The sequence below is a fragment of the Nocardioides ungokensis genome, assembly GCF_013466985.1.
GTDB lineage: Bacteria > Actinomycetota > Actinomycetes > Propionibacteriales > Nocardioidaceae > Nocardioides > Nocardioides ungokensis.
In genome coordinates, this window is record NZ_CP059164.1 from 2,583,900 (window position 1) to 2,608,855 (window position 24,956).

Annotated in this window: 25 protein-coding genes and 4 pseudogenes; 5 read left to right on the forward strand and 24 right to left on the reverse strand. The window is 71.6% G+C overall.

What is annotated here, in order from left to right; translation table 11 throughout:
• Positions 1 to 129: 129 nt before the first annotated feature.
• Both H0S67_RS12730 and H0S67_RS12735 read left to right on the forward strand, forming a co-directional pair.
• Positions 130 to 555, forward strand: coding sequence for a Flp family type IVb pilin (locus tag H0S67_RS12730; protein ID WP_219635254.1), 426 nt, complete (start codon positions 130 to 132; stop codon positions 553 to 555).
• A gap of 545 nt (positions 556 to 1,100) precedes the next feature.
• Entirely contained in the window at positions 1,101 to 1,793 is a 693-nt protein-coding gene (locus H0S67_RS12735; RefSeq protein WP_180933370.1) for a methyltransferase family protein, read from the forward strand.
• A gap of 46 nt (positions 1,794 to 1,839) precedes the next feature.
• On the opposite strand, the gene H0S67_RS12740 is transcribed toward H0S67_RS12735, so the two are convergent.
• On the reverse strand, positions 1,840 to 2,004 hold the full coding sequence (locus tag H0S67_RS12740; RefSeq protein ID WP_180933371.1) for a hypothetical protein: 165 nt from the start codon (positions 2,002 to 2,004) through the stop codon (positions 1,840 to 1,842).
• Between the two features lie 40 nt (positions 2,005 to 2,044).
• Positions 2,045 to 2,293, reverse strand: coding sequence for an SCO4226 family nickel-binding protein (locus H0S67_RS12745; protein WP_180933372.1), 249 nt, complete (start codon positions 2,291 to 2,293; stop codon positions 2,045 to 2,047).
• A 390-nt stretch (positions 2,294 to 2,683) separates the two neighbouring features.
• Here H0S67_RS12745 and H0S67_RS12750 point away from each other — a divergent pair, with 390 nt between their 5' ends.
• Positions 2,684 to 3,478: a spermidine synthase gene (locus H0S67_RS12750; RefSeq protein WP_246354706.1), complete on the forward strand. Its 795-nt coding sequence runs from the start codon at positions 2,684 to 2,686 to the stop codon at positions 3,476 to 3,478.
• A 19-nt stretch (positions 3,479 to 3,497) separates the two neighbouring features.
• Here the strand turns inward: H0S67_RS12750 and H0S67_RS12755 are convergent, their stop codons facing one another.
• The 17 genes and pseudogenes from H0S67_RS12755 to H0S67_RS12825 form a co-directional block, all read right to left on the reverse strand.
• The gene (locus H0S67_RS12755; RefSeq protein ID WP_180933373.1) at positions 3,498 to 4,466 is read right to left on the reverse strand and encodes a hypothetical protein; all 969 of its coding nucleotides are present in this window, start codon (positions 4,464 to 4,466) and stop codon (positions 3,498 to 3,500) included.
• A 21-nt stretch (positions 4,467 to 4,487) separates the two neighbouring features.
• Entirely contained in the window at positions 4,488 to 5,810 is a 1,323-nt protein-coding gene (gene der, locus H0S67_RS12760; protein WP_180936908.1) for a ribosome biogenesis GTPase Der, read from the reverse strand.
• 71 nt (positions 5,811 to 5,881) lie between these two features.
• A complete protein-coding gene (locus tag H0S67_RS12765) occupies positions 5,882 to 6,529 on the reverse strand; it encodes a lysophospholipid acyltransferase family protein (protein WP_246354707.1) in 648 nt (215 codons plus the stop codon).
• Between the two features lie 106 nt (positions 6,530 to 6,635).
• Positions 6,636 to 7,340 (reverse strand): (d)CMP kinase, encoded by a 705-nt coding sequence (cmk, locus tag H0S67_RS12770; protein ID WP_180933374.1) that lies wholly within the window; start codon positions 7,338 to 7,340, stop codon positions 6,636 to 6,638.
• 45 nt (positions 7,341 to 7,385) lie between these two features.
• Positions 7,386 to 7,907 (reverse strand): prephenate dehydrogenase dimerization domain-containing protein, encoded by a 522-nt coding sequence (locus H0S67_RS25250; protein WP_343050065.1) that lies wholly within the window; start codon positions 7,905 to 7,907, stop codon positions 7,386 to 7,388.
• 116 nt (positions 7,908 to 8,023) lie between these two features.
• Positions 8,024 to 8,461, reverse strand: a pseudogene (locus tag H0S67_RS25255) (prephenate dehydrogenase/arogenate dehydrogenase family protein); the annotation flags it as partial.
• Between the two features lie 202 nt (positions 8,462 to 8,663).
• A complete protein-coding gene (locus tag H0S67_RS12780) occupies positions 8,664 to 9,425 on the reverse strand; it encodes a pseudouridine synthase (RefSeq protein WP_180933375.1) in 762 nt (253 codons plus the stop codon).
• The gene (gene scpB, locus H0S67_RS12785) at positions 9,422 to 9,895 is read right to left on the reverse strand and encodes an SMC-Scp complex subunit ScpB (RefSeq protein ID WP_343050066.1); all 474 of its coding nucleotides are present in this window, start codon (positions 9,893 to 9,895) and stop codon (positions 9,422 to 9,424) included. The genes H0S67_RS12780 and scpB overlap by 4 nt, the downstream gene beginning before the upstream one ends.
• Positions 9,896 to 10,112: 217 nt before the next feature.
• A pseudogene (locus H0S67_RS12790) lies at positions 10,113 to 10,958 on the reverse strand (segregation and condensation protein A); the annotation flags it as partial.
• Positions 10,959 to 11,000: 42 nt separating this feature from the next.
• The gene (locus tag H0S67_RS12795; protein WP_180933376.1) at positions 11,001 to 11,423 is read right to left on the reverse strand and encodes a hypothetical protein; all 423 of its coding nucleotides are present in this window, start codon (positions 11,421 to 11,423) and stop codon (positions 11,001 to 11,003) included.
• Positions 11,408 to 12,310 (reverse strand): ParA family protein, encoded by a 903-nt coding sequence (locus H0S67_RS12800; RefSeq protein WP_425489809.1) that lies wholly within the window; start codon positions 12,308 to 12,310, stop codon positions 11,408 to 11,410. The genes H0S67_RS12795 and H0S67_RS12800 overlap by 16 nt, the downstream gene beginning before the upstream one ends.
• A gap of 157 nt (positions 12,311 to 12,467) precedes the next feature.
• Positions 12,468 to 13,040: a GNAT family N-acetyltransferase gene (locus H0S67_RS12805; protein WP_180933377.1), complete on the reverse strand. Its 573-nt coding sequence runs from the start codon at positions 13,038 to 13,040 to the stop codon at positions 12,468 to 12,470.
• 33 nt (positions 13,041 to 13,073) lie between these two features.
• Positions 13,074 to 14,036: a DUF3516 domain-containing protein gene (locus H0S67_RS28205; protein WP_425489810.1), complete on the reverse strand. Its 963-nt coding sequence runs from the start codon at positions 14,034 to 14,036 to the stop codon at positions 13,074 to 13,076.
• Between the two features lie 112 nt (positions 14,037 to 14,148).
• Complete coding sequence (locus H0S67_RS26740; RefSeq protein WP_281368847.1) at positions 14,149 to 15,675, reverse strand: DUF3516 domain-containing protein; 1,527 nt, start codon at positions 15,673 to 15,675, stop codon at positions 14,149 to 14,151.
• Positions 15,672 to 16,607: a site-specific tyrosine recombinase XerD gene (xerD, locus tag H0S67_RS12815; protein WP_180936912.1), complete on the reverse strand. Its 936-nt coding sequence runs from the start codon at positions 16,605 to 16,607 to the stop codon at positions 15,672 to 15,674. Before xerD ends, H0S67_RS26740 begins: the two co-directional genes overlap by 4 nt.
• A gap of 100 nt (positions 16,608 to 16,707) precedes the next feature.
• A pseudogene (gene ald, locus H0S67_RS12820) lies at positions 16,708 to 17,828 on the reverse strand (alanine dehydrogenase).
• A gap of 53 nt (positions 17,829 to 17,881) precedes the next feature.
• Complete coding sequence (locus tag H0S67_RS12825) at positions 17,882 to 18,490, reverse strand: NUDIX domain-containing protein (RefSeq protein ID WP_180933378.1); 609 nt, start codon at positions 18,488 to 18,490, stop codon at positions 17,882 to 17,884.
• Positions 18,491 to 18,560: 70 nt separating this feature from the next.
• Here H0S67_RS12825 and H0S67_RS28210 point away from each other — a divergent pair.
• Positions 18,561 to 19,838 (forward strand): annotated as a pseudogene (locus H0S67_RS28210) (M1 family aminopeptidase); the annotation flags it as partial.
• Between the two features lie 281 nt (positions 19,839 to 20,119).
• Here H0S67_RS28210 and H0S67_RS23640 read toward each other — a convergent pair.
• On the reverse strand, positions 20,120 to 20,272 hold the full coding sequence (locus H0S67_RS23640; protein ID WP_219635255.1) for a hypothetical protein: 153 nt from the start codon (positions 20,270 to 20,272) through the stop codon (positions 20,120 to 20,122).
• A gap of 86 nt (positions 20,273 to 20,358) precedes the next feature.
• On the opposite strand from H0S67_RS23640, the gene H0S67_RS23645 reads away from it, so the two are divergent.
• The gene (locus H0S67_RS23645) at positions 20,359 to 21,024 is read left to right on the forward strand and encodes an ERAP1-like C-terminal domain-containing protein (RefSeq protein WP_219635256.1); all 666 of its coding nucleotides are present in this window, start codon (positions 20,359 to 20,361) and stop codon (positions 21,022 to 21,024) included.
• A 91-nt stretch (positions 21,025 to 21,115) separates the two neighbouring features.
• On the opposite strand, the gene pyrG is transcribed toward H0S67_RS23645, so the two are convergent.
• The 4 genes from pyrG to steA all read right to left on the reverse strand — a co-directional run bounded on the left by pyrG (position 21,116) and on the right by steA (position 24,919).
• Entirely contained in the window at positions 21,116 to 22,822 is a 1,707-nt protein-coding gene (gene pyrG / locus H0S67_RS12835) for a CTP synthase (protein WP_180933380.1), read from the reverse strand.
• Positions 22,823 to 23,458: 636 nt separating this feature from the next.
• A complete protein-coding gene (locus H0S67_RS26745) occupies positions 23,459 to 23,701 on the reverse strand; it encodes a copper transporter (RefSeq protein ID WP_180933381.1) in 243 nt (80 codons plus the stop codon).
• The gene (locus tag H0S67_RS12850; RefSeq protein WP_180933382.1) at positions 23,698 to 23,853 is read right to left on the reverse strand and encodes a hypothetical protein; all 156 of its coding nucleotides are present in this window, start codon (positions 23,851 to 23,853) and stop codon (positions 23,698 to 23,700) included. The genes H0S67_RS26745 and H0S67_RS12850 overlap by 4 nt, the downstream gene beginning before the upstream one ends.
• A 199-nt stretch (positions 23,854 to 24,052) precedes the next feature.
• A complete protein-coding gene (steA, locus tag H0S67_RS12855; protein ID WP_180933383.1) occupies positions 24,053 to 24,919 on the reverse strand; it encodes a putative cytokinetic ring protein SteA in 867 nt (288 codons plus the stop codon).
• Positions 24,920 to 24,956: the final 37 nt, after the last annotated feature.

Below are 24,956 nucleotides of genomic sequence, written 5' to 3' on the forward strand. Positions count from 1 at the left end.
ACTACCGGGTTCAAGCCGAGCTCCCGATCTGCGCGAGAAGAGATGAAGGCAGGATTCTCGACAGGCGGGTTCCCATGGGGCGCCGGACAGGGAAAAGCTTCATCCACACAATTCCGAAGGGGAAATCCAATGCTCGAGAAGATCCAGTTCATGACCCTGATGTTCATCGGCGACCTGAAGGCCAAGCGAGACGAGCGCGGGGCGACCGCCGTGGAGTACGGCCTGATGGTAGCCCTCATCGCCGTGGCCATCATCATCACCGTCCGCGCGCTCGCGTGGCGCTCGACGGACTGTTCCAGCAGGTCGTGGCCGCTCTCTGAGCCAGGGCCACAAGATCGGGGCCGGCGACCGCGTACGAGCGTGGTGCCGGCCCCGACCCACAACGACTGCCTCGACGGTCTGGCCGGGCGCAGCACCTCTGCACCGCAGAACCGACTCACCTACTTCGTCAGGAGAGAACCATGTTCAACGGCTTCGAGCGCGTGCCCCCGGTCGTCCGCCGGGGACTGGGGAGGCGGGGGGAAGCAGGCGGTACGGCAGTGGAGTACGCCTTGATGGCGGCGTTCATCACCGCGGTCATCGCGACCTCCGTGTTCGCTTTTTGGAATACAGGTCAGGGCCATGTTCCAGATGGGTCTGGCGATGTTCCCCTGAATGCCGTCTTCGACGAGGGAAGTAGCCGGACATCAATGACGTGGGGGACGGGCCGGTGTCGCACTCGGGTGCGGCACCGGCTTTGACGTGTCCGGGACGTGCCCCCCACCCCCCACCGGTCCACCAGCAGCCCCCACGAGGGCTCAGTTGTGGTTCGAGTGGAGTGAGTGGGACGCCGACGCCTCGCACCTGGCTCGGCACGACTGCGCACAGCGATGCCGCCACCCAAGCGGCTCCGCTCTCGACGACAGCTCTGTCGCCACCTGGCCACAAATGACTATCCCTGTGGATACGAACAGCTGATCCTCTGGGATCCGGTGAGGACCAACCTTGACTCCAGTGGGTCGCGAGGCCCACCTGGGGGATTCGGCCGCGGGGGTCCGGGACGGTGAGGTCACCGTCCCGGACGCCCAGGTACCGAATGGCGTCCGACAGCAACAACTCTTGTGGGGGATGGCGTGAGCAACCATGAAACGCAGACGCGTGGTCTGGACACAGAGCGGCTCGTCCTCGTGCCTGTGCTGTCGCTTCTCCTGCTCGCCAGCGTCGCTGACCTCTGGAGCCGATCGAGCGGCACGGACGTCTCTGATGCGTCGTCGACGTTGACTGCAGTCGACCAGCTCCTGAGGGTCTGCTTCTACGTCCTGATGGTGACGCTGCTGCTCAGTCGGCGGCCGTCCAAGGCATCAGCCGGCTCCCGCGTGGCGACGTGGGCGGCCTATCTGGGCACCTTCACCCCGTTCCTGCTCCTCGTGAACGCCGATCCGGTGAGGAGCCGGGAGCTGACAGGAGCCTCGATCGTCGTGATCACGGTGGGACTCGGCTTCTCCGTCTACTCGCTGACCTACCTGGGCCGGAGCTTCGGCGTCGTTCCCCGCGCGAGGGAGCTCGTGCGTACTGGCCCCTACCGGTACGTGCGGCACCCGCTGTACGTGGGCGAGTTCATCAGCTTCGCGGGCGCCGTCATGGCCGTCCTCAGCCCCTACGGCATCGCGCTCTTCGTCTTCTTCGTGCTGGTTCAGTCGTTCCGTGCGACGCAGGAGGAGGGGGTGCTCAAAGAGGCATTTCCCGAGTACGAGGCATACATGGCCGAGTCGGGCAGGTTCGTCCCCCGCGTCCCCACGTCGATCGGTGCCTAGACCTCCCGGGGCAAGGAGCAAGGGGGCGCATCGACCATCGTCGTCGTCATGGGTTCATGACCAGCCGGTGCGCGGCCCAGCCGAAGAGCACCGCACCGGAGACCGCGACGGTGAGCCCGGCAAGGGGGTCGCTCCCGAACCAGAGGAACCCCAACACCGCGGACACCCAACCGGCCAGCATCGCCCCGAACGCCTTCGTCCTCGTCCCCACGGCTCCCCCTCCGCTCGCTCGTGCTGCCACCGGACCCGGCCTACGCCTGGACCGGCACCTCGTACACCCGGTCGGCCTTGTGACCGGCACGTTCGTGGATCTTCTGCACGGCCTCGGCGTTGGGCGCCTCGGACAGGCAGAACACCATCCCGGTCTCGGGGTCTGCCCAGGCGTGCTTGAAGTTGACCTTCTCGTCGTCCTGGATGGCCAGGTCGGCGTTGTGGGCCTCCATGAGGCCCTCCGGCGTGATCCCCGTCATCCCGGTGTGGACGTCCATGAACTCGGGCATGGTCGTGCCTTTCTGTCGAAAGCCGTGCTCCGCAGGTTCCTCCTGCGCGGGGCTCGGCGTCGACACCCGATTTGGGTACAGCGGGCGTCCCCATGGTTCGAGAAGGGGACAGCTCTATCCCCCGAAATGACCATGCGTACCGGCCGCTCGAATGATCCCCCCGCCGCACCCCATGGCCCAGACTGGGTACCCGGGGGGCTCGTGGGGGGACTCGACGGGGGAACGGACGCCGGGCCAGATTCGTTGTCCGGACAAGCAACCGGTGTGCATCACAGAGCCGTGAGCTGCCGAACCCCTAGCCGGCAGCTCACCGGACCGGCACCGCGCGAGGAGCGCGGTGCCGGTTTCGTGCATTTCGGGCCGGGCTTCGGGCGTGGGACCCTCACGAGTGTGGAGATCCTGCCCACCGAGCGGCCCAACGCCTACGTGCTCCGCGTCGACGGGGCGGCCCAGTCCCACGTGGATCTCGACGCCCCCACCCGGCTCGACTTCGACTACGTGCGTCGGATCGGCGACGTCCTCGACGCCTGGGAGCCCGCGGCGGAGCCGCTACGGATCGTCCACGTCGGCGGGGCGGCGATGACCCTGCCCCGCTACGTCGCCGCCACACGACCCCGCTCGCCGCAGATCGTCCTCGAGCCGGCGCAGGAGATCACCGAGCTGGTGCGGCGGGAGCTCCCGCTCCCCCGCCGCAGCGGGATCAAGGTGCGCCCGGTCGACGGACGCTCCGGGGTCGCAGCCCTGCGCGAGGGCTCGACGGATGTCGTGGTCCTCGACGCCTTCGACGGAGCTCGGGTGCCCGGCGAGCTGGTCACGGTGGAGTACGCCGAGTCCGTCGCCCGCGCGCTGACCGAGTCCGGTTGGTTCCTGCTCAACCTCGCCGACCGCGCGCCGTTCGGCTGGACGCGCCGGGTCGTGGCGGCCCTGCGCAGCGTCTACCCGGAGCTGATGGTGAGCGCGGAGCCCGCAACCCTGCGCGGCCGCCGCTTCGGGAACCTGCTGGTCGTGGCCTCGCGCGTCTCCGTGCCGGCCGACCGTCTCCGCGCGCGCACGACCACGTCGGCGCTCCCCTACCGCGTGCTGGACGCCGCCGCCGTGAGCAGCACCTTCGGAGGCGGCCGGCCGTTCACCGACGACGACACCGAGCGGTCGCCTCTCCCCCGCGACCAGTCAGGCCGCGGGTAGGTCGGCCCTTGGGGTTCGCTCAGCGCACCCGAGCGCTGTCGTCCGACACCTTCAGGCCCGAGGTGTCCACGGCCACGAATGCCGAGGCCGGGATCCGCTTGAGGTCCGCGATCAACCGGTCGGGCCAGTGCGGGTTCTGCTCGCCCTGGAAGAACCACGGCGAGCCGTTGTCGGCGAGCACCAGGCCGTAGGTCTTCATCGCGCGGATGACCGCCTTCGCGCCTGCCGAGAAGCCCCGGGTCGGGAAGCCCGCCTTCAGCCGGAAGCGCGCCCCCATCGGCGGGTAGGCGAGGCTGTCCCGGGATCCCGCATCGTGGCGGGCGGGCCACAGGTGGTGGCGGCTGGTGACGTCGGTGGTGAACCGGATGGCGTGGTCCACGTCGCGTGCCTTGACCTCGTTCCAGCGCAGCAGCCCCGGCAGGATCGGCAACCCGGCCGCGTCCGCGGAGGTCCACCCGTCAGGGCGCAGGGCGTCGCTCGTCAGCGACCAGACCGCCCCCGACCCGGCACGCCAGTGCCCGTCGTGGACCCGCGTGTTCCACGTCTCGTAGAGCCGGCAGGCGCCCCGGTCGACGACCACGGCGTGCTTGTCGCCGGGCGAGTTCCGGCCGCCCTCGATCCGGCTGTCCCGCCCGAGGGGATAGCGAACCCGGTCACTCTCGGCGGCGTAGTCGAAGCGCACCCGAACCCGCTTGTGGCCGTGGCCCACGACGGTGACCGGGATGCCGTAGTCCGGCCCCGCGCCGTACGACGGGCCGAAGTCCGGGTGCAGGTCGCGATCGGTCGACATGTGCGAGAGCCACTGCCGGCTGCGCGGATGGACCGGCAGGTCGCGGATGTCGGCGTGCCAGTAGTTGTCGTCCGGGAACGCCTGGCACCCGGTCCCCGCGACCGGCCTGGCCGGCGGGGACCCGTCCGAGGCGACGGCGGACGACGTCAGCAGGGACGCGGCGAGGACGAGCGGGGTGAGGACTCCGAGAGGTCGCACCCGACCCACGCTAGAGCACGCTCAGCGCTTGCGCTTCTCCCGGGGACGCTGCTGGAGCACGATCGGGGTGCCGGCGAAACCGAACTCCTCGCGCAGCCGACGCTCGATGAAGCGCTCGTACGACGCCTCGAGCTTGCCGCTGGTGAAGAACACGAACGTGGGCGGTGCCACCGACGTCTGGGTGCCGAACATGATCTTCGGCTGCTTGCCGCCCCGCACCGGGTGCGGGTGCTCGGCGACGAGGCGTCCGAGGAACGAGTTGAGCGTGCCGGTCGAGATCCGGGTCTCCCAGCCCTCCAGCGCCTTGTCGAGTGCCGGGACGAGGCGGTCGACGTGCCAGCCGGTGCGCGCGGTGATGTTGATGCGCGGCGCCCACTGCACCTGCACCAGCTCCCGCTCGATCTCACGGTCGAGGTAGTAGCGGCGCTCCTCGTCGACCATGTCCCACTTGTTGAAGGCGATCACCAGCGCCCGGCCGGCCTCGCGGATCGTCTGGATGATGCGCAGGTCCTGCTCGGAGATGCTCTCGCCGCCGTCGATGACGAGGACGGCCACCTCGGCGCGGTCGATGGCGGTCGAGGTCCGCAGCGACGCGTAGTACTCGTGGCCGGAGGCCTCCTTGACCCGCTTGCGGATGCCCGCGGTGTCGATGAAGCGCCAGGTCCGTCCGCCGAGCTCGATCAGCTCGTCCACCGGGTCCACGGTGGTGCCGGCCACGTTGTCGACGACCACCCGGTCCTCGCGGGCCAGCTTGTTGAGCAGCGAGGACTTGCCGACGTTGGGCTTGCCCACGATGGCGATGCGCCGGGGGCCGCCCGCCACGGCATCCTGCTCGGGCGGGGGCTCCGGCAGTGCGGCCAGGACGGCGTCCAGCATGTCGCCGGAGCCCCGGCCGTGCAGCCCGGAGACCGGGAACGGCTCGCCCAGGCCGAGGTTCCACAGCCCCCACGCCTCCGCCTCGGTGCGCTGGTCGTCGACCTTGTTGGCGGCCAGCACGACCGGCTTCTTCGAGGCGCGCAGGATCTTCACGACCGCCTCGTCGGCGTCGGTGATGCCCACGGTGGCGTCCACGACGAAGAGCACGGCGTCGGCGAGGCCGACCGCGATCTCGGCCTGGGCGGCGATCCGCTCGGCGAGCCCGCGGGCGTCGGGGTCCCAACCGCCGGTGTCGACGACGGTGAAGGCGCGGCCGTTCCAGTTGGCGTCGTAGGAGACGCGGTCGCGAGTGACGCCGGGGACGTCCTCGACGACGGCCTCGCGGCGGCCGATGATCCGGTTGACGAGCGTCGACTTCCCGACGTTCGGCCGGCCGACGACGGCGAGCACCGGGACCGGGCCCAGGATCTTCCTGCGCGGACGCGTCCGTCGGCGCCTCGGGCGCGGTGGACAGGTCGTGACCGTCGGTCATGGTGCTCCTAGCTCGGTGACCCGGTGGCGGGGTCGGGTTCGACTTCTGTGGCGGGCAGCGGACCGGGCAGCTCTCGGCCCGTCGACGCGCGCGCACGGTCCAGGTGGACCTGCATGTGCTCCCGTAGCAACACCGAGGCCCGCTCCACTTGTTCCTTGGTGCGTGGCCACGGCACGGGTTCGAGGGTGTGGGGCGTGCCGAACACCAGGTCGACCGCTCCGCCCTTCGGGGGCAGCGAGTCGGTGTGGGCCCCACGCTCGCGCGTGCCGAGGATGGTGACCGGGACGACGGGGGCGCCCGAGACCAGCCCGAAGTACGCCGCGCCGCGGTGGAATCGCCGGAGATCGCCGCCACCACGGCGACCCTCGGGAAAGATGCCGATCGCGTGCCCGTCGCGCAGGACGCGCAGGGACGCCTTCACGGCCGCCGGGTCGGTGTGGAACCGGTCCAGCGGGATCTGGCCCGACGCGCGCAGGAAGCGTCCGAGCGCACCGTGGAACATCTCGACCTTGGTCAGCGCGTGCACCGGCCGGGGCGCGAAGACCGCCAGCAGCGGACCGTCCGCGACGCCGATGTGGTTGCTCGCGAAGATCACCGGGCCACGGGCCGGCACCTGCTCGACGCCGTGCAGGCGGACGGCGAAGCGCCGCCGCACCAGCGCTCGCCCGAGGGGTCGCAGCGGCGAGTGGAGGAAGAGGCGGGCGGGGTGCCGAGCCGGTCGCTGCGCGGCAGGGCGGCGTGGGCGGAAGCGGACGAAGGGGTCACGCCGGTGCCTCCACCGCCTCCACGAGTGCGACCACGAGACCGATCACCTCGTCCAGCGTGTACGGAGTGGTGTCGATGTGGACGGCCCCGTCCGCCATGACCAGTGGCGCGGTGGCACGGCCCGAGTCGATCTTGTCGCGGGCCAGCAGCGACTCCTGGGTGGCGCTGACGTCCGAGCCGCCCTCCTCGGCTGCCCGGCGCGCTGCACGGGCCGCCGGGTCGGCGGTCAGGAAGACCTTCACCGGGGCGTCGGGCGCCACGACGGAGCCGATGTCGCGGCCTTCGACGACGATGCCGCCCGGTGCGGCGCCGATCACCGAGCGCTGGAGCTGGAGCAGGCACGCCCGCACCTCGGGCACGGCGCTGACCGGGGACACCGCCCCGGTCACGTCCTCGCCCCGGATCGCGGTCGCGACGTCGGTGCCGTCAACGGTGATGGTGGGAGCCAGCGGGTCGGTTCCCGACAGGATCTCGGGCTCGGCGACCCGCGCCGCCACCGCAGCCGGGTCGTGCACGTCCACGTCGTGGCGCAGCATCCACCAGGTCATCGCCCGGAACATCGCCCCCGTGTCGAGGTAGCGGTAGCCCAGGCGGCTCGCGACACCACGTGAGGTGCTCGACTTGCCCGACCCGGACGGTCCGTCGATTGCGACGACCGTGCCCACGGCGGGGTTCGCGGAGGTGGGGGCGGTGCTGGACACGGACGGCCTGCCTTCGTGCTGGGTGCGGAAAGTGCAGCCCGCAGCCTACCGGTGGGTCACCCATCCACGGGATTCCAGCGACGCCAGCAGCTGCTCGGCGCTGGCCTCGTCGACGAGCAGCTCGACGAGACCCACCGGGCGGCCGGGGTCGTGGTCGATGTGGACGTCCTCGATGTTGACCTCGGCGGACCCGGCGTCCGCGAAGAGCCGGGCGAGCTCGCCCGGGTGGTCGGGAACGGACACGAACACCGACTGCATCGGCCTGGTCGGACCGCCGTGCTTGCCCGGGATGGCGCGGGTCCCGGCCACACCCCGGTCCAGGAGGGCGGCGAGGTCGGCCCGTGCCCCCGTCGACACGGCGTCGATGAGGAGGTCGAGCTGTCCCCGCACCTCCCCCAGCAGCTGGAGCACCGCGGCCGCGTTCCCGGTCACGATCTGCTGCCACAGGGCCGGGTCACCGCCGGCGATGCGGGTGACGTCGCGAACCCCCTGACCGGACAGGGCGAGGTGGTCGGCGGGCGCATCGGCGAGCCGGCCGGCGGCGAGCACGGCGAGCAGGTGCGGCACGTGGAGATCCGGGCCACCGCCACGTCGTGCTCGTCAGGCGGCATCGACAGCGGCGTGGCGCCGCACAGCTCGGCCAGGGCCACCACGGTGGCCACGGCCGCAGGCTCGGCCTCGTCGTGCGGGGTGATCGCCCAGGGTCGCCCGTCGAAGAGCGAGGCGGAGCCGGCCAGCGGCCCCGACTGCTCCGAGCCGGCCATCGGGTGTGACCCGACGTACCTGCCCAGGTCGGGGGCACCTGCGGCCCGCAGCTGCGCGAGCGGCTCGCTCTTGACGCTGCCGACGTCGGTGACGACTGCTCCGGCGAACTCCGCAAGCGCGCGGCCGATCTCGACGCCCAGCAGGTCGGGAGGCACGGCCACGACCACGAGGGCAGGCTCCCCCACGCCCGGTCTCGCCACGCCGGCGCCGAGCCCGGAGGCCGTGCGCACGTGCTCCTGGTTGACGTCCTGGAGCCACACCTCGATGCCGTGTCGACGCAGGGCGAGTCCGATCGAGGTCCCGAGGAGGCCGGCGCCGACCACCAGGACCGGCCGGCCGAACGGTCCGTCACTCATCGTCGGGGATCCACTGCGTCAGGCACCGACTCAGCGACCCGTCCGAGCAGGCGGCCGCACGAGTCCCCCTCGAACCGGGTCGCGCTCCGCGCTGCTCGCACCGCCACTTCCTCTCCTCGCCTCGGATCACCTCGGAAGTCCCAAGGCTAACGAGCAGGGACGGGGTGGCGCCCCCGGCGCCCGGTGCGTGGGCTCGACGGCGCTAGAGCTGGGCGCTGTCCAGCAGCACGCCGAGCTCGTCCAGGGTGAGCTCGCGGATCGCCCCGACCTCGAGGCCCTGCAGCTGCACCGGCCCGATGGCGGTGCGGGTCAGCCGGCGCACGGGGTGGCCGAGCTGCTCCAGCAGCCGGCGGACGATCCGGTTGCGGCCCTCGTGGATCACCAGCTCGACGATCGACCGAGCACCGTCCCCCCTGCCCGAGACGCTGATGATCCTCGCCTGGGACACCGTCACGGGGCCGTCCTCGAGGGTGACCCCGTCGAGCAGCGTGCGGATCGTGGTCCGCGTGACCTCACCGGCCACCTCGGCGACGTACGTCTTGTCCACCTCGTACGACGGGTGGGCCATACGGTGCGCGAAGTCGCCGTCGTTGGTGAGCAGCAGCAACCCCGAGGTGTCGGTGTCGAGCCTCCCGACGTGGAAGAGCCGCTCGGGCCGGTCGGCGACCAGGTCCGACAGGGTCCTGCGGCCCTCGGGGTCCGACATCGTCGACACGACCCCGCGCGGTTTGTTCAGCACCAGGTAGACGTTCGGGGAGATCGGCGGCAGGCGCTTGCCGGCCACCCGGATCACCGCGGTCGTGGGGTCGACCTTCGTGCCCAGCCGGGTGACGACCTCGCCGTCGACCTCGACCTGGCCCTCGAGCATCAGCTCCTCGCACTTGCGCCGCGAGGCCACGCCCGACTGGGCCAGCAGCTTCTGCAGCCGGATCAGGCCGTCGTCGTCGGTCTGCAGCCCGGTCACGCGGTGGGCTCCTCGGCGGCAGAGGGTTCGGACCCGGGCTGTGCCTCGACCGAGGTCTCCGCCGACTGCTCCTGAGCCGGCTCCGCGGGCGAGCTCGCCACCGCCTCCAGCTCGTCCTCGAGGTCGGCCATGTCCGGGAGGTAGGGCGCGAGCTCGGGCAGGTCGTCGAGCGAGCTGACGCCGATGCGCTCGAGGAAGTACCCGGTGGTCCGGTAGAGGTTGGCACCGGTCTCGTGGTCCTGGCCGGCCTCCTCGACCAGCCCGCGCGTCAGGAGGGTGCGCATCACGCCGTCGACGTTCACGCCCCGGATCGCGGAGACCCGGGCGCGCGAGACCGGCTGCTTGTAGGCGACGACCGCCAGCGTCTCGAGGGCCGCCTGCGTGAGGCGGGCCTGCTGCCCCTCGAGGACGAAGCCCTCGACCACCACGGCGTACTCCTCGCGGGTGTAGAACCGCCAGCCTCCGGCCACGTTGCGCAGCTCGAAGCCGCGGCCCTGCTGGGTGTACTCGTCGGCCAGCCCTGGAGTGCCGCGGTGACCTGGTCGACCGGGTAGCCCACGGCGCTCGCGAGCGCGACCGCGTCGAGCGGCTGGTCGGCCACCATCAGGACGGCCTCCAGCGACGGCCGCAGCTGGGCCACCGGCACCGCCAGGGTCTCCTCGGTCTCGCCCGCCCGGGCCGTCTCGCTCACGTTGTCTCCTCCTGGTCTGGCACGGGTGTGCCTTCTGCGCCGGCTGCAGGCTCGGGCGGCGCACCCTCGAACTCGTCGATCTCGAAGTCGTCGTCGTCGCTCCCCGTCCACCGCACGGTCAGCTCCCCGAGTGGTGTCACCTGGTCGAAGGCGACCGCGCCCTCGCGGAACAGCTCGAGCAGCGAGAGGAACCGGGCCACGGTGGTCAGCGTGTCGGGCGAGTCCCCGCACAGCGCCCGGAACGTCATCGTCCCCGAACGGCGCAGTCGCTCCACCACCAGGGTCGCCTGCTCCCGGACGCTGACCTGCGCCGCGTGGATGTGGTGCAGCGACACCTCCAGCACGGGCTTGGGCTCCATGGCCCTGGCCGCCAGCGCCGCGAACTGATCCAGCCCGATGCCGATGAGGACCTCGGGCAGCAGGGTGGCGAAGCGGTCCTCCAGCCCGACCGCGCGCGGGTGCCGCTTCGACTCGCCGGCCAGCCGGGTGTCGAGCACGGCGGCCACCAGCTTGAACGCCTTGTACTGCATCAGTCGCGCGAAGAGGAGGTCGCGCGCCTCGAGCAGGGCCAGGTCCTCCTCGTCCTCCACGTCGCCCTGCGGCAGCAGCCGGGCCGCCTTGAGGTCCAGCAGGGTCGAGGCCACGAGCAGGAACGACGTGGTCTGCTCGAGGTCCCACGCGGGGCCCGCCGCCCGCACGTGGGCGATGAACTCGTCGGTGACCTGTGAGAGCGCGACCTCGGTGATGTCGAGCTTGTGCTTGCTGATCAGGCTCAGCAGGAGGTCGAACGGGCCCTCGAAGTTGTCGAGCCGGACCTCGAACCCGGGCGTGGGCTCGGCGGCCGGGGTCTCGGTGTCGCCCGGCGCGGAGGCTTCATGGAGCGGTCATTCCTGGGTCAGCCGTCGCACCAGCGCGCTGTCCTGCCCGTGGGCCTCGAAGTCCTCCAGCACCATCGCGACCGCCTCGCGGACCAGCCTCCCCCGGTCGACGGCCAGGCCGTGCGCGCGGCGCAGCGAGAGCCGGGCGTGCTCGAGGTCGAGCAGCTCGTCGGAGGTGACGTAGACCGTCATCTTCTCATCGTGCCGGACCCGTCCGCTGGGCCTGCGCGCGGACCCGCCGCGGCCCCGTGCGTCGGTGCCGTCGACGTCCGCCTCCGGCTCGTCCGGTACGGCGCGCACCGCGGCCTCCGCCCGTGGCTCGACCGACTTGTGCTCGACCGGCTTCGGCTCACCCGTGCCAGGGCGCCCGGCCGGCGAGGTCGGGCGGAACAGGTCGTCGGCAGCCGGCATGCTCACCCGTCGAGACAACGGGCCAGCACCTCCTTGGCCAGCTGGCGGTAGGACGCCGCTCCGGTCGAGGTCGTGGCGTACGACGTGATCGGCTCTCCGGCCACGGTCGAGTCGGAGAACTTGATCGTGCGCCGGATGACGGTGTGGAAGACCTTGTCGCCCCAGGCCTGCACCAGCCGGTCCATGACCTCGCGGCTGTGCAGAGTGCGGCCGTCGAACATGGTGCCGAGGACGCCGTCGATCTCCAGCTTGGGGTTCAATCGCTCGCGCACCTTGTCGATCGTGGTCTTGAGCAGCGCCACCCCGCGCAGCGCGAAGTACTCGCACTCCAGCGGGACGATGACCCCGTCGGAGGCGGTGAGGGCGTTGACGGTGAGCAGACCCAGCGAGGGCTGGCAGTCGATGAGGACGACGTCGTAGTTCGCCAGCGCCGGCCCGAGCACCCGTTGGAGGGTCTGCTCGCGCGCCACCTCGTGGACCAGCTGCACCTCGGCTGCCGACAGGTCGATGTTGGAGGGCAGCAGGTCCATCCCCGGGACCCCGGTCGGCACGATGACGTCGTCCACGGAGACGTCGCGCTCCATCAGCAGGTTGTAGACCGTCAGGTCCATCTCGTGCGGGTTGAGGCCCAGCCCGACCGAGAGCGAGCCCTGCGGGTCGAAGTCGACGAGCAGCACCCTGCGGCCGTACTCCGCGAGCGACGCGCCCAGGTTGATGGTGGTCGTGGTCTTGCCGACCCCGCCCTTCTGGTTGCACATCGAGATCACCCGCGGGTGCCCGTGCTGGGTGACCGGGCGCGGCTCGGGCAGGTCCGGCATGGGCCGCCCGGTCGGGCCGAGCTCCCGCTCGGCGGTCGCGGTCCGCACGGCCTGGGCCGGGCGCTCGAAGGGCAGGGGGTCGGACACGCGGTGCTCATCTCCGGGGTGGGGGAAGGGTGGTCTGACGGAGGGTGGTTCGACGGGGGCTGGTTCGACGGAGGGGGCGTGGGCCGGACCAGCGGTGGCATCTCGAAGGCGCTGCTGCCGGTGAACCCGGTGGACCCTGAGAACGTGCCGCCATCACTCATGTGCCGCTCCTCGCCTGCCCCAGCCGGGCGCCGGGCCCGGACTCGTGATCGTCCCCTACATCCTGCTTTGTCGACACGGCGACTTGTGGGCGACTCGCGGGCGACTCTAGGCCCGGCTTCCGGGGGCCAACAAGGCGGTCCCCGAAACCCACCGGGTGCACGCCCGATCTGTTGAGGAACTGTGCATGGCGCAGCCGTCGAGTGCACAGGCCGACGTCCGCCTGTGCACAACTCTGTGGAGGGCGGACCGGGCGTCGATCAGTCCGGGAGGTCCCGGCGGGCGCCCCACGGACCAGCGAGGCGAACTCCGGGTGCGACTCGATCCAGGACCTGATGAAGGGGCACTTCGGCACCACCTGGCGGGTCCCGTCCGCGCGGACGTCCTCCAGCGCGTACCTCGCGATCGCCGAGCCCACACCACGTCCCTCGAACCGGTCGTCGACCTCGGTGTGGGTGAACACGATCAGCTTCTCGGTCAGCTGGTACGCCGCGAACCCGGCGAGCTCGCCGTCGCACCAGGCCTCGTAGCGATCCGCCTCGGGATTGTGGACCGTCGTCAGCTCGGACATGTCGCCCACCCTACGAGCCGACCCACAACGCGCTCACAGCCGTCGCATCGCCACGGTCGCCAGCACCAGCTCGCCCGCCGTGTCGGAGGCATCGAGGTCGGCCACCGCGTCGATCACCCAGTCGTGGTGACCCTCGGGGTCGTCGAGGGTCTGACGCACCCGCCACAGGCGGGCGACGTCGTCCTCCCCCGCGCCGACCGGCTGCCCGGTGGCCGGCTCGACCTCGAGCAGGGACGGCCCACGGGCGTCCCCACTGGTGCGAGGGTGTCGTGCTCGCCGTAGTAGGCCTCGATCGCCTCGTCCCACGCCGACCGTGTCATCCCCACCTCTCGCGGTGGCTCGGTCCGGTCGGCGGCGGAACGCTCCAGGGCCATCAGCCCGTCGAGGTCGTCGCGTGCGACCAGCTCGACCCGGCGGAACATCGCATTGCGGACCCATCACCCGGAACGCCCGCTCCTGGCGGGAGATCGGGCGCGGCGGTGGCGGCGGCTCGTGGTGAGCCACGTCGGGACGCACGTGCCCCGGGTCGGTCAGCGCCTCCCACTCGTCGAGGAGCGAGGAGTCGGTCTGCCGCACGGTCTCCCCCAGCCACTCGACCAGGTCTTCGAGCTCGGGAGTGCGGTAGTCCTCGGGGACGGTCTGGCGCAGGGTGCGGTAGGCGTCGGTCAGGTAGCGCAGCACGAGCCCCTCGGACCGGGCCAGCTGGTAGCGGCTGACGAAGTCGGTGAAGCTCATCCCCTGCTCGAACATCTCGCGGACCACCGACTTGGGCGACAGGGCGTCCTCGGGCAGCCACGGGTGCCGGCCCCGATAGATCTCGTACGTCGCCTCCAGCAGCTCGGCGAGCGGCTGCGGCCAGGTGACCTCTTCCAGCAGCAGCAGCCGCTCGTCGTACTCGATGCCGTGGGCCTTCATTTCGGCGATCGCCTCGCCGCGTGCGGCGTGCTGCTGGGCGAAGAGGATCTGCCGGGGCCCCTCCAGCACCGCTTCGATCACCGAGACGATGTCGAGGGTGTGCTCGGGCGCCTCCGGGTCGAGGACGTCCAGCGCCGCAGCGCGAAGTGCGCCAGGGGCTGGTTGAGCGCGAAGTCGACCGGCAGGTCCACGGTCAGGGACGTAGCCGGCCGTGCTGGTCGGGCTCCTCGAGCCGGGTCAGGACGCCGGAGGCGAGAAGGCTGCGTGCGAGCCGGAGCGCGCGACGCGAGAGCCGCAGCTGCGCGCGACGGTCCTCGTGGTTGTCGGTGAGCAGGCGGCGCAGCACCGGGAAGGCGTCCTCCTCGCGCGCCACGACGTTGAGGAGCATGGCGTTGTCGACCTTCATCCGGCTCACCAGCGGCTCCGGTTCCCCGGCGACGAGCTTGTCGTAGGTCTGCTCGGTCCAGACCACGGCGCCCTCGGGGCCTTCCTCAGCTGCGCCTTGCTCTTCTTCTTCGCCCGCTTCTCCGGGCTCATGCGGCGTTCTTCGCCTCGGCCTTCGCCTTGGCCCGCTCGTTCTCGATGGTGTGCTCGGGGGCCTGTACGACGACGTACCGGCCGTGTCGAAGCCGGCCCGGCCGGCCCGCCCCGCGATCTGCAGGAACTCCCGGGTCCGCAGGATCCGCTGCCGGCTGCCGTCGAACTTGGCCAGCCCGGTGAAGAGCCGGTCCGGATCGGCACGTTGATGCCGACCCGAGCGTGTCGGTGCCGCAGATGACCTGGAGCAGCCCGGCCTGGGCCAGCTGCTCGACGAGACGCCGGTAGCGCGGCAGCATCCCGGCGTGGTGCACGCCGATGCCGCTGCGCAGCAGGCGGGAGAGGTCTTGCCGAATCCGGCGCCGAACCGGAAGCCCCCGATCCGCTCGGCGACCACGTCGCGCTGCTCGCGGGTCAGCTTCGGCCCGCCCGAGCCTCGGCGACAGCAGGGACGTGGCGTGCTCGATGGCTGCCGCCTGGGTGAAGTGCACGACGTACACCGGCCCTGCTTCGTGGCCACCAGCTCCTCGAGGGTCTCCGGCAGCGGAGTCATCGCGTAGCTGAAGGTCAGCGGCACCGGGCGCGCGGCATCGTCCACGACCGACGTCTCGCGCCCGTTGCGACGGGTGAGGTCCTTCGCGAGGGCCGAGACGTCGCCCAGCGTGGCCGACATCAGCAGGAACTGTGCCTGCGGCAGCTCCAGCAGCGGGACCTGCCATGCCCAGCCGCGGTCCGGCTCGGCGTAGAAGTGGAACTCGTCCATGACGACGAGACCGACGTCCGCGTGCGATCCCTCCCGCAGGGCGATGTTGGCCAGCACCTCGGCTGTGCAGCAGATGACCGGGGCCTCGGCGTTGACGGAGGCGTCGCCGGTCAGCATCCCGACGTTGTCGGGGCCCAGCTCCTCGCAGAGCGCGAAGAACTTCTCGCTCACCAGGGCCTTGATCGGAGCCGTGTAGAAGCTGACCCGGTCGGTCGCCAGCGCGGCGGCGTGCGCGGCCAGGGCCACCAGCGACTTCCCCGACCCGGTGGGCGTGGCCAGGATGACGTTGTTGCCCGCCAGCAGCTCGAAGACAGCCTCGTCCTGGTGCGGGTAGAGCTCGAGGCCCTGACCGGCCACCCGGTCGAGCAGCGCGTCGTAGACCGCGTCCGCGGAGGCGCCGACCGCCGGGACCCAGCTCACTGGTCCCTCGCCCGCGGGTGCGCTGTCGCGAACACCTGACGGAGGTTTTCGACGGTGACCAGCGTGTAGACCTGTGTGGTGGTGACGGACGCGTGCCCGAGGAGCTCCTGGACCACGCGGACGTCGGCGCCGCCGTCGAGCAGGTGCGTGGCGAAGGAGTGGCGCAGCGTGTGGGGAGAGACGTCGCGGGTGACCCCGGCCCGCTCGGCCGCCTTCACCAGCACCGCCCACGCGGACTGGCGGGACAGCCGGCCACCGCGCGCGTTGAGGAACAGTGCGCCCCCGGTGCTGGCCGCCGTCGAGGCGGCGACGAGCTCGGGCCTCCCCCGCACCAGGTAGGCGTCCACCGCGTCGCGCGCGTACGAGCCGACCGGCACGAGGCGCTCCTTGCCGCCCTTGCCCCGCAGCAGGACGGTCCCGTCGACGGCGTCGAGGTCGTCGACGTCCAGCCCCACGGCCTCGGAGATCCGGGCCCCGGTGCCGTAGAGCACCTCCAGCAGCGCCCGGTCCCGCAGCGCGAGGGTGGTGCCGGCGGCACCGGAGGCCTCCAGGATCGCCTCGACGTCGGCGAGCGGCAGCGCCTTGGGCAGCCGCTTCGCGGGCGCGGGAGGCTTGACCGAGCCCGCCGGGTCGACGGTGGCCAGGCCGTCGCGCACGGCGAACCGGTGGAAGCCGCGCACCGCCACGACCGTGCGGGCGGCCGAGCTCGCGCTGAGCGGCGCGTGATCGGCGTCCCCCTCCCGCAACCGCACCAGGAAGTCGCTGACGGTCGTCTCGGAGATGCCGCCGAGGTCGTCGATGCCGCGCTCCGCGAGGTACTGCTGGTAGCGCCTCAGGTCGCGCCGGTACGACGTCAGCGTGTTGGCCGCGAGCCCGCGCTCGACCGACAGGTGGTCGAGGTAGGTCCGGACGGCGCGAGCCAGCCCGCCGATGCCCAGCCCGGTCGGGGCCGGGGCGCCGGTCGGGGCCGGGGCGCCGGTCGGGGCCGCACCTCCGGTGGTCGAGCCTGTCGAGACCAACTCAGCCCCGGGATCAGCTCAGGACGGCGTCCAGCGAGATCGCGTCGATGCCGACCGCCTCGCCGACGGGCGCGTTGGTGAGCTGGCCGGCGTGGGTGTTCAGGCCCAGCGCCAGGGAGCGGTCGTCGCGGCACGCCTGGGCCCAGCCCTTGTTGGCCAGCGCCACGGCGTACGGCATGGTCGCGTTGGTCACGCGTAGGTCGAGGTGTTCGGCACCGCGCCGGGCATGTTCGCCACGCAGTAGAACGTCGAGTCGTGCACCGTGTACGTCGGGTCCGCGTGCGTGGTCGGGTGGGTGTCCTCGAAGCAGCCACCCTGGTCCACCGCGATGTCGACCAGCACCGAGCCCGGCTTCATCTGCGAGACCAGCTCGTTGGTGACCAGCTTGGGCGCCTTGGCACCCGGGATCAGCACCGCACCGATGACCATGTCGGCCTCGCGGACCTGCTGCTCGATGGCCAGCTTGGACGAGGCCAGCCCGTGGACACCCGGTTGTTGTAGCGCCAGAACGACATCCGCAGCTTGTCCAGGTCGGTGTCGAGCAGGGTCACGTCGGCCCCCATGCCCAGCGCGATGTTCGCGGCGTTCTGCCCCGAGACCCCCGCACCGATGATGACGACCTTGGCGTTGGCGACCCCGCCCACGCCACCCATCAGCACGCCCGGCCCCCCTGGGCCTTGAGCAGCGAGTAGGCGCCCACCTGCGGCGCCAGGCAGCCCGCGACCTCCGACATCGGGTAGAGCAGCGGCAGCCCACCCGAGGGCAGCTGCACCGTCTCGTAGGCGATCCCGGTGACCTGACGCTTGATCAGCTCCTCGGTCAGCGGCTTGTCCGCCGCCAGGTGCAGGTAGGTGAAGAGGGTCAAGCCCTCCCGCATCCGGTGGTACTCCTCGGCCACCGGCTCCTTGACCTTCAGCACCATGTCGGCGGTGCCCCACACGTCGTCGGCGCTGTCGAGCATCTGCGCGCCCGCGGCGACGTACTCGGCGTCCGATCGCGATCGAGAAGCCGACGCCGGCGTTTCCTCTCGATGAAGACCTCGTGACCGTGCGCGGTGAGCTCGTGCACGCCGATGGGCGTGATGGCCACGCGGTACTCGTGGTTCTTGACTTCCTTCGGGACGCCGACCTTCACCTGTTCATCTCCTTGCGTGAGGCGCACCACACCCTTGTGTGCGCGGCGCGAGACTACCCCCCGGTCCTTGTCGATCCTGCCAGACCCCGGGCCTGGGCCAACAGCACGGCGACGACGACCGGCGCATCGGCGATCCGGCCGTCGAGCACGGCGCTCACCAGGTCGTCGAAGGGGACCCAGAAGGTCTCCATGTCCGCCTCCTCGTGCTCGGGCACGAAGTCGCCGCGGTCGGCCGGTCGCAGGTCGCGCGCCAGGAAGAAGTGCATGATCTCGTTGGAGAGGCCGGGCGAGGAGAACGTCGAGGAGAGCCGGGTCCACTCCCCCGCCGACATCGAGGCCTCCTCCACCAGCTCCCTCCGCGCGACCTCGACCGGGTCCTCGCCCTCGACGTCGCAGAGCCCGGCGGGCAGCTCGACGAGGCGGTGCTGGGCCGCGTGGCGGTACTGCCGGATGCAGAGCACCCGCTCCTGGTCGTCGACGGCGAGGATGATCACGGCGCCCGGGTGCTCGAGCACGAGGCGTCGGAAGGGCTTCTCCTGCAGCTGTCCGGGGCGCTGGACGTCGTCCGAGCGCAGCGCGACGACCCAGTCGTCGCGGTGCAGGTCGGTGCTCGAGGTGACCGGCCAGGCCTCCGGCTCGTCGGTCAGTCGCGGCGTGGGCATGCCCGTGACGCTACCGTGCAGGCCATCGGGCACCGTCGCCCGGAACTGCAACGGAGGAGTCAGCATGTCCATGGCCGGGCGAGCCACGTCCGGTTTGCCGCAGCCTCACCCGGGAGGAGGCCGAGGCGCGGAGCACGCTGCTGGACGTCACCCGCTACGACATCTCCGTCGACATGCGGGGCCTCTTCGAGGGCGAGGTCCTCGAGTCCACCTCGACCATCACCTTCCGGTGCCACCAGCCGGGCGCCGGCACCTTCGTCGACTGTGCGGCGGAGGTTGCGCCGGGCCACGCTCAACGGACGCGAGCTCGACCTGGGCACGGTCAGCGAGGGGCGCATCCGCTGCCCGACCTGGCCGCGGAGAACGTCCTGGTCGTCTCCTCCGCCCAGCACGACACCGGGAGTGCGCCGGCATCCTGCGCACGGTCGACCCCTCCGACAAGCTCGTCTACGTCTGGACCTCGTTCGAGGCCGACGACGCCCGCCGGGCCTGGGCCTGCTTCGACCAGCCCGACCTGAAGGCACCGCACGCCTTCACGGTGCTGGCCCACGAGAGCTGGACGGTCACCAGCAACGGCGCGCCCACGTCGGTGGAGGAGCAGGCGGACGGGGGTCGGGTGTGGACGTTCCCCGACACCCCGTCGCTGTCGACGTACGTCGTCGTGGTCAACGCCGGTCCGTTCCACGAGCTCCGCGAGGAGCGCGGGGGCACAGCCTCGGCCTCTACTGCCGCCAGTCGCTGCGGCAGTACCTCGAGCGCGACGCCGCCGAGCTCTTCGACGTCACCGCCGCCGGCCTCGCCTTCTTCGGCGAGCAGTTCGGACAGCCGTTCCCACAGGCCCGATACGACCATGTCTTCGTCCCCGAAGGGCGGCGCGATGGAGAACTGGGGCTGTGTCACCTGGAGTGACAGCGTGCTGTTCCGCAGCCCTCCGACCTACGGCCAGCGCGAGTCGGTCGTGGACGTGCTGCTGCACGAGATGGCGCACATGTGGTTCGGCGACCTGGTGACCATGCAGTGGTGGGACGACCTGTGGCTCAACGAGGCGTTCGCGTCGTGGGCCTCCACGTGGGCTGCGGTCAACGCCACGGCCTACACCGACGGCTGGGCGTCGTTCCTGGCCGGCCTGAAGCTCTCGGGCTACCAGGTCGACATGGGTCCGGCCTCGCACCCGATCCGGGGCGACGTCCCGGACGTCGAGCAGGCGATGGCGAACTTCGACGCCATCACCTACGTCAAGGGTGAGAGCGTGCTCAAGCAGCTGGTCGCATACGTCGGTGAGGACGCCTCGTCGAGGGGCTGCGGACTACTTCCGCCGGCACGCGTGGGGCAAACCCGGCTGGCCGACCTGATGGACGCGGTCGGAGAGGCCTCGGGTCGCGACCTGTCCGGCTGGACCGAGGCGTGGTTCGACCGGGCCGGCACCGACACCCTCGTGCTCCAGGGGACGCAGGTGTCGCCACTGCCCCCGCCGGCGGGGAGCCTCGGCCCCACCACCTGGAGATCGGCGCGTTCCGCCGTGCGGCCCCCGAGGGCGGAGGCTCGAGCGGATCGGCACCACGACGGTCGAGACGTCGGGCTCACGCACCGCGGTCGAGGGGCTGCCCGAGGGCGCCGACCTCTACCTGCTCAACGACCGGACCTGACCTTCGCCGCGGTCCGCACCGACGAGCAGTCGCTGAGCACCATGCTCGGGTCCGCCGGTGACCTCCCGGACCCCGTCTCGCGGGCCTTGGCCGTGACCACTGCCTGGGACATGCTGATGAAGGGCGAGCTGTCCACCGACGAGCTGCTCGGCTGCGTCCTCGCTGTGCTGCGCGGCGAGCGCACGCCCGGCGTGGTCGAGCCCTTCCTCAGGATGGCCCTGCGTGCGCCGAGCAGTGGAGCCCCGCCGTGGCGGTGCCCGCCCCAGCTCGCGCGACTGGCCGAGGTGGCCGCGGGCCTGGCCGAGGAGCCCGACCACCGGGGCCCCGCGCTGCGCACCCTCGCCGCCGCCGCATCGAACCTCCGAGCACTTCACGCTGCTGGAGGCGGCGACCGCGGACGACAACGACCTCGCCTGGCGGGTCCTGGCCCGCCGCGCCGCCCTCGGCGAGTACGACCCCGCTGCCGTCGAGGCACTCCTCGACCGCGACCCCGACCCCGACGCCCGGGTCCGGGCCCTCGGCGTCACGGCCGCCCGCGCCGAGGAGTCGGCGAAGGCGGAGGTCTGGGCCGAGATCTGGGAGAAGCGCTCGATCCCCGCCGGCTCCCCGCTGTTCGGCGTGGCGAACAGCTTCTGGCGGCCGGTCCAGCACGAGCTCCTGCTGCCCTGGGCGCACCGCTACCTCGACGAGGTGGAGGGGCTCGGCAGCGGAGGCGGCATGCTCGCGGTCGGCTCCCTGATGCGCGGGATGATGCCCACCACCGCCGACCAGGCGTTCGTCGCCCGGGCCCGGGCGATGGCCCAGGAGCCGGGGCAGAACCCGACCGTGCGCGCGGCCCTGCTCAACGGCAGCGACACGCTCTCCCGGGTCCTGCGTGCCCGCGGCTGACGCCGCCGCCGTCCTGAGCTGACGCGGGTCGGCGCCGGACTGTCGTGATCACCCACGCAGCCGGCGCCGACCCGTCGGCGCTCTGGCTCGGTCAGTCGTCCTCGGGCTCGGGCTCGCGGCGCAGCCCGGACTCGTCGATCGGGAAGCGCAGCTCCTTCTGGCGCTCGATGGCCGCACCGACCAGCCCCGCGAAGAGCGGGTGCGGACGGGTCGGGCGCGAGCGCAGCTCGGGGTGCGCCTGGGTGGAGACGTAGTAGGGGTGCACGTCGCGGGGCAGCTCGACGAACTCGACCAGGTTGTTGTCCGGGGACGTCCCCGAGAACACCAGCCCGGCCGCCTCCAGCTGGTCGCGGTAGGCGTTGTTGACCTCGTAGCGGTGCCGGTGCCGCTCGTCGATCCGGGCCTCGCCGTAGGCCTCGCGGACCACCGACCCCTCCTTGAGCACGGCCGGGTAGAGCCCCAGGCGCATGGTTCCGCCCAGGTCGCCGGCGCCCTCGACGAAGCTCTTCTGCTCCTCCATCGTGGCGATGACCGGCTCGGGGCAGTCGGGGTCGAACTCGGTCGAGGCCGCCTTCTCCAGGCCCGCCATGGTGCGGGCGTACTCGATGACCATGCACTGCAGCCCCAGGCACAGGCCCAACGTGGGGATGCCGTGGGTGCGCGCGTAGGTGAGCGCACCGAGCTTGCCCTCGATGCCGCGGATGCCGAAGCCACCCGGCACGCAGACCGCGTCCACGTCGCTGAGCTGCTTCGCGGCGCCGGCGGGCGTCTCGCACTCGTCGGACGCGACCCACCGGATCTGGACCTTGGCCTCGTGCGCGAAACCGCCCGCACGCAGCGCCTCGCCGACCGAGAGGTAGGCGTCGGGCAGGTCGATGTACTTGCCGACCAGGGCGACGGTCACCTCCTCCTTGGGGTGGTGCACCCGGCGGAGCAGGTCGTCCCACACGGTCCAGTCGACGTCGCGGAACGGCAGGTCGAGGCGACGTACGACGTAGGCGTCGAGGCCCTCGCGGTGCAGGACCTTGGGGATGTCGTAGATCGAGGGGGCGTCCGCGGCGGTGACCACGGCGTCCTCGTCGACGTCGCACATCAGCGAGATCTTCTTCTTGATCGACTGCGGGATCTCGCGGTCGGCCCGGCAGACGATGGCGTCGGGCTGGATGCCGATCGAGCGCAGCGCGGCGACCGAGTGCTGGGTCGGCTTGGTCTTGAGCTCCCCCGACGGCCCGATGTAGGGCACCAGGGAGACGTGCAGGAAGAAGCAGTTGTCGCGACCGATGTCGTGGCGCAGCTGGCGGGCGGCCTCGAGGAACGGCAGGGACTCGATGTCGCCGACGGTGCCGCCGATCTCGGTGATGACGACGTCGACGTCCTGGCCGTCGCGGGCATCACCCATCGCCCGGATCCGGTCCTTGATCTCGTTGGTGATGTGCGGGATCACCTGGACGGTGTCGCCGAGGTAGTCGCCGCGGCGCTCCTTGGCGATGACGGTCGAGTAGACCTGACCTGTCGTCACGTTGGCCCACTGGCCGAGGTCGGTGTCGAGGAACCGCTCGTAGTGGCCGATGTCCAGGTCGGTCTCGGCCCCGTCGTCGGTGACGAAGACCTCACCGTGCTGGAACGGGTTCATCGTCCCGGGGTCGACGTTGAGGTAGGGGTCGAGCTTCTGCATCGTCACGCGGAGTCCGCGGGAGCGGAGCAGGCTCCCCAGGCTCGAGGCGGTGAGCCCCTTGCCGAGCGAGGAGGCGACGCCTCCGGTCACGAATACGTGCTTGGTGGGGGTCCCGATCTTCACGGGATTCCATCCTACCCGAGAGGTACGGCTCCATCCGATCCGACGCACCGAAGGATCCACCCTGGACCTTCAACGAGCGTGCGAGCGCCAGCACCGTGGTGACCTGGCCCACGGCCGAGTCCGCGCTGTCGAGGTCGCGACCTCGTCGGCGACCGGCTCGGCGCGCAGGCCGTGCAGGGCGCCGTCGGCCCCGGACGCGGCGTCCCCGGCCACGACCACGCCCGTCGTCGTGGTGGGCCAGCCCGGACAGCAGCCCCGAGAGGATCGCGTCGTCGGTGTCCTTGTGCCCGAGCACCACGAGGACGAGGGCGGTGCGCGAGGCCTGCGCGGGCGAGGTCATCAGCTGCGCCCCCGGCCAGGCTCTGCCGGATCGAGGCCGCCTTGTCGAGCGAGATCTTGTCGCCGGACAGGGAGAGCCCGATGAGCTGGCCGATCCGGTCGTAGGTGGAAGCGTCGGTCCCGACCACGCCGTCGTCCAGCTGTGTCATCAGCTGGCTGCCCAGGGTGTCGACGAGCGACTTCTCCGAGGCGTTCACCAGCGCAGGCCGGGCTTCGTAGGTGCCGGCGACGCTGCCCCCGGCCGCCTGGACCTGCGCAGCGATCCGCTGACGACGTCGCCGTCGGCACCGGGCATGCTCACGATCGAGACGGCATGGCCCTGGAGGCGGTCGCCGTACAGCGTACGGCTGCGGCGCTGGCGAAGTCGTCGCCGAACGCCGCGGCCGCCTTGGTGTCCTGCGCCTGGGCCCGGGTCCGGGCCGAGTCGGTGGTGGCCGCTCGGCCGAGCTCGCTGAGCGGGCCCCCGCCCAGGACGACGCCCACCGCGAGGGCGAGGAAGACGGCCACCAGCGAGACGACGTGGTGTCGGTAGGAAATCACGAGAAACGGTCCTTGCACGTTGAGGACGAGGGCACGGTCACGACGAGCGTGTGGACGAGGTCCGCGAGGGCGGACTGCAGGGAGTCACGCCACTCACCCCCGACCGGGGTGACGGAGATCGCCGCGGCGAGGGCCACGAGGCCGGCGAGCATGACGAGGTAGAGGTGGCGGGTCGCACCCGACCCGAGTAGAGGTGCGGCACGGCCGTCGCGTCGACGAGCCGGGGGCCGACCTTCAGCCGGGTCAGGTAGGTGCTGGCCAGGCCGGGTCGCTGCCGGTCCAGGAACTCCTCGATGGTGGCGTGCATGCCCACGCCGACCACGAGGGAGGCGTCGCAGGCGTCGGCCAGGATCAGCGCCGCGTCCTCGGGCGTCGCGCCCGACTCGAGCCGCAGCGGGCGTACGCCGAGTCGCTCGAGCTGTTCGGTCGCCGAGCGGTCTCCCCACGGTCGATGCGCAGCACGACGTCGCGAGCCGCCCGCAGCGTCTTGACCGAGGGCCGCTCGGCCTCGTCGACGCGAGCGTCGAGCACCACGATGTCGGGCCGGAAGCCGGCCTCTCGCAGGACCTCGGCGCCCCGCTCGACCCCGATCAGGACCGGCTGCTGCTCACGGAGGAACGGGCGGATCGCGGCCAGCTCGCGCTCGTGCTCGTGCCCGGCCACCACGACGACGACCGCGCGACCGGCGATCCGGGTCGAGGGCTTGGGCAACCCCCGGCCGTGCAGGAGGAGGTCCTCCTCGCGGCGCAGGAACTCCGAGCTGTTGTGCATGAAGGTCTCGAGCTGGGTCGCCATGCCGACGCGGGCCTGGTCCATCTGCGCGCGGACGTCGTCACCGTCCACCTCGTGGCCGGTGGCCACCAGCTCGTCACCGACGTGGACCGAGCCCTCGTGCACCCGGATCCTGGCGCCGTCCCTGATCGCGGACAGGCCGTCGGTGCCGATCCCGTCCACGAGCAGGACGCCCGCGTCGGCGAGGACCTGGGGCCCGAGGTTGGCGTAGCGGCCGGAGATCATCGGCGAGGCGTTGATGACGGCGGCCACACCGGAGTCGACCAGCGCCTGGGCGGTGGCGCGGTCCATGTCGAGGTGGTCGAGGACGGCGAGGTCGCCGGGACGCAGCCGGGGCAGCAGGTTGCGCGTCCGGCGCTCGACGCGGGCGGTGCCCACGAGGCCCGGGGGCGCAGTCGCGGGGCGTTGTCGAACAGGCAGCTTCATGACCGAGCCATCATTTCAAACCGGCGCAGCCCGATCC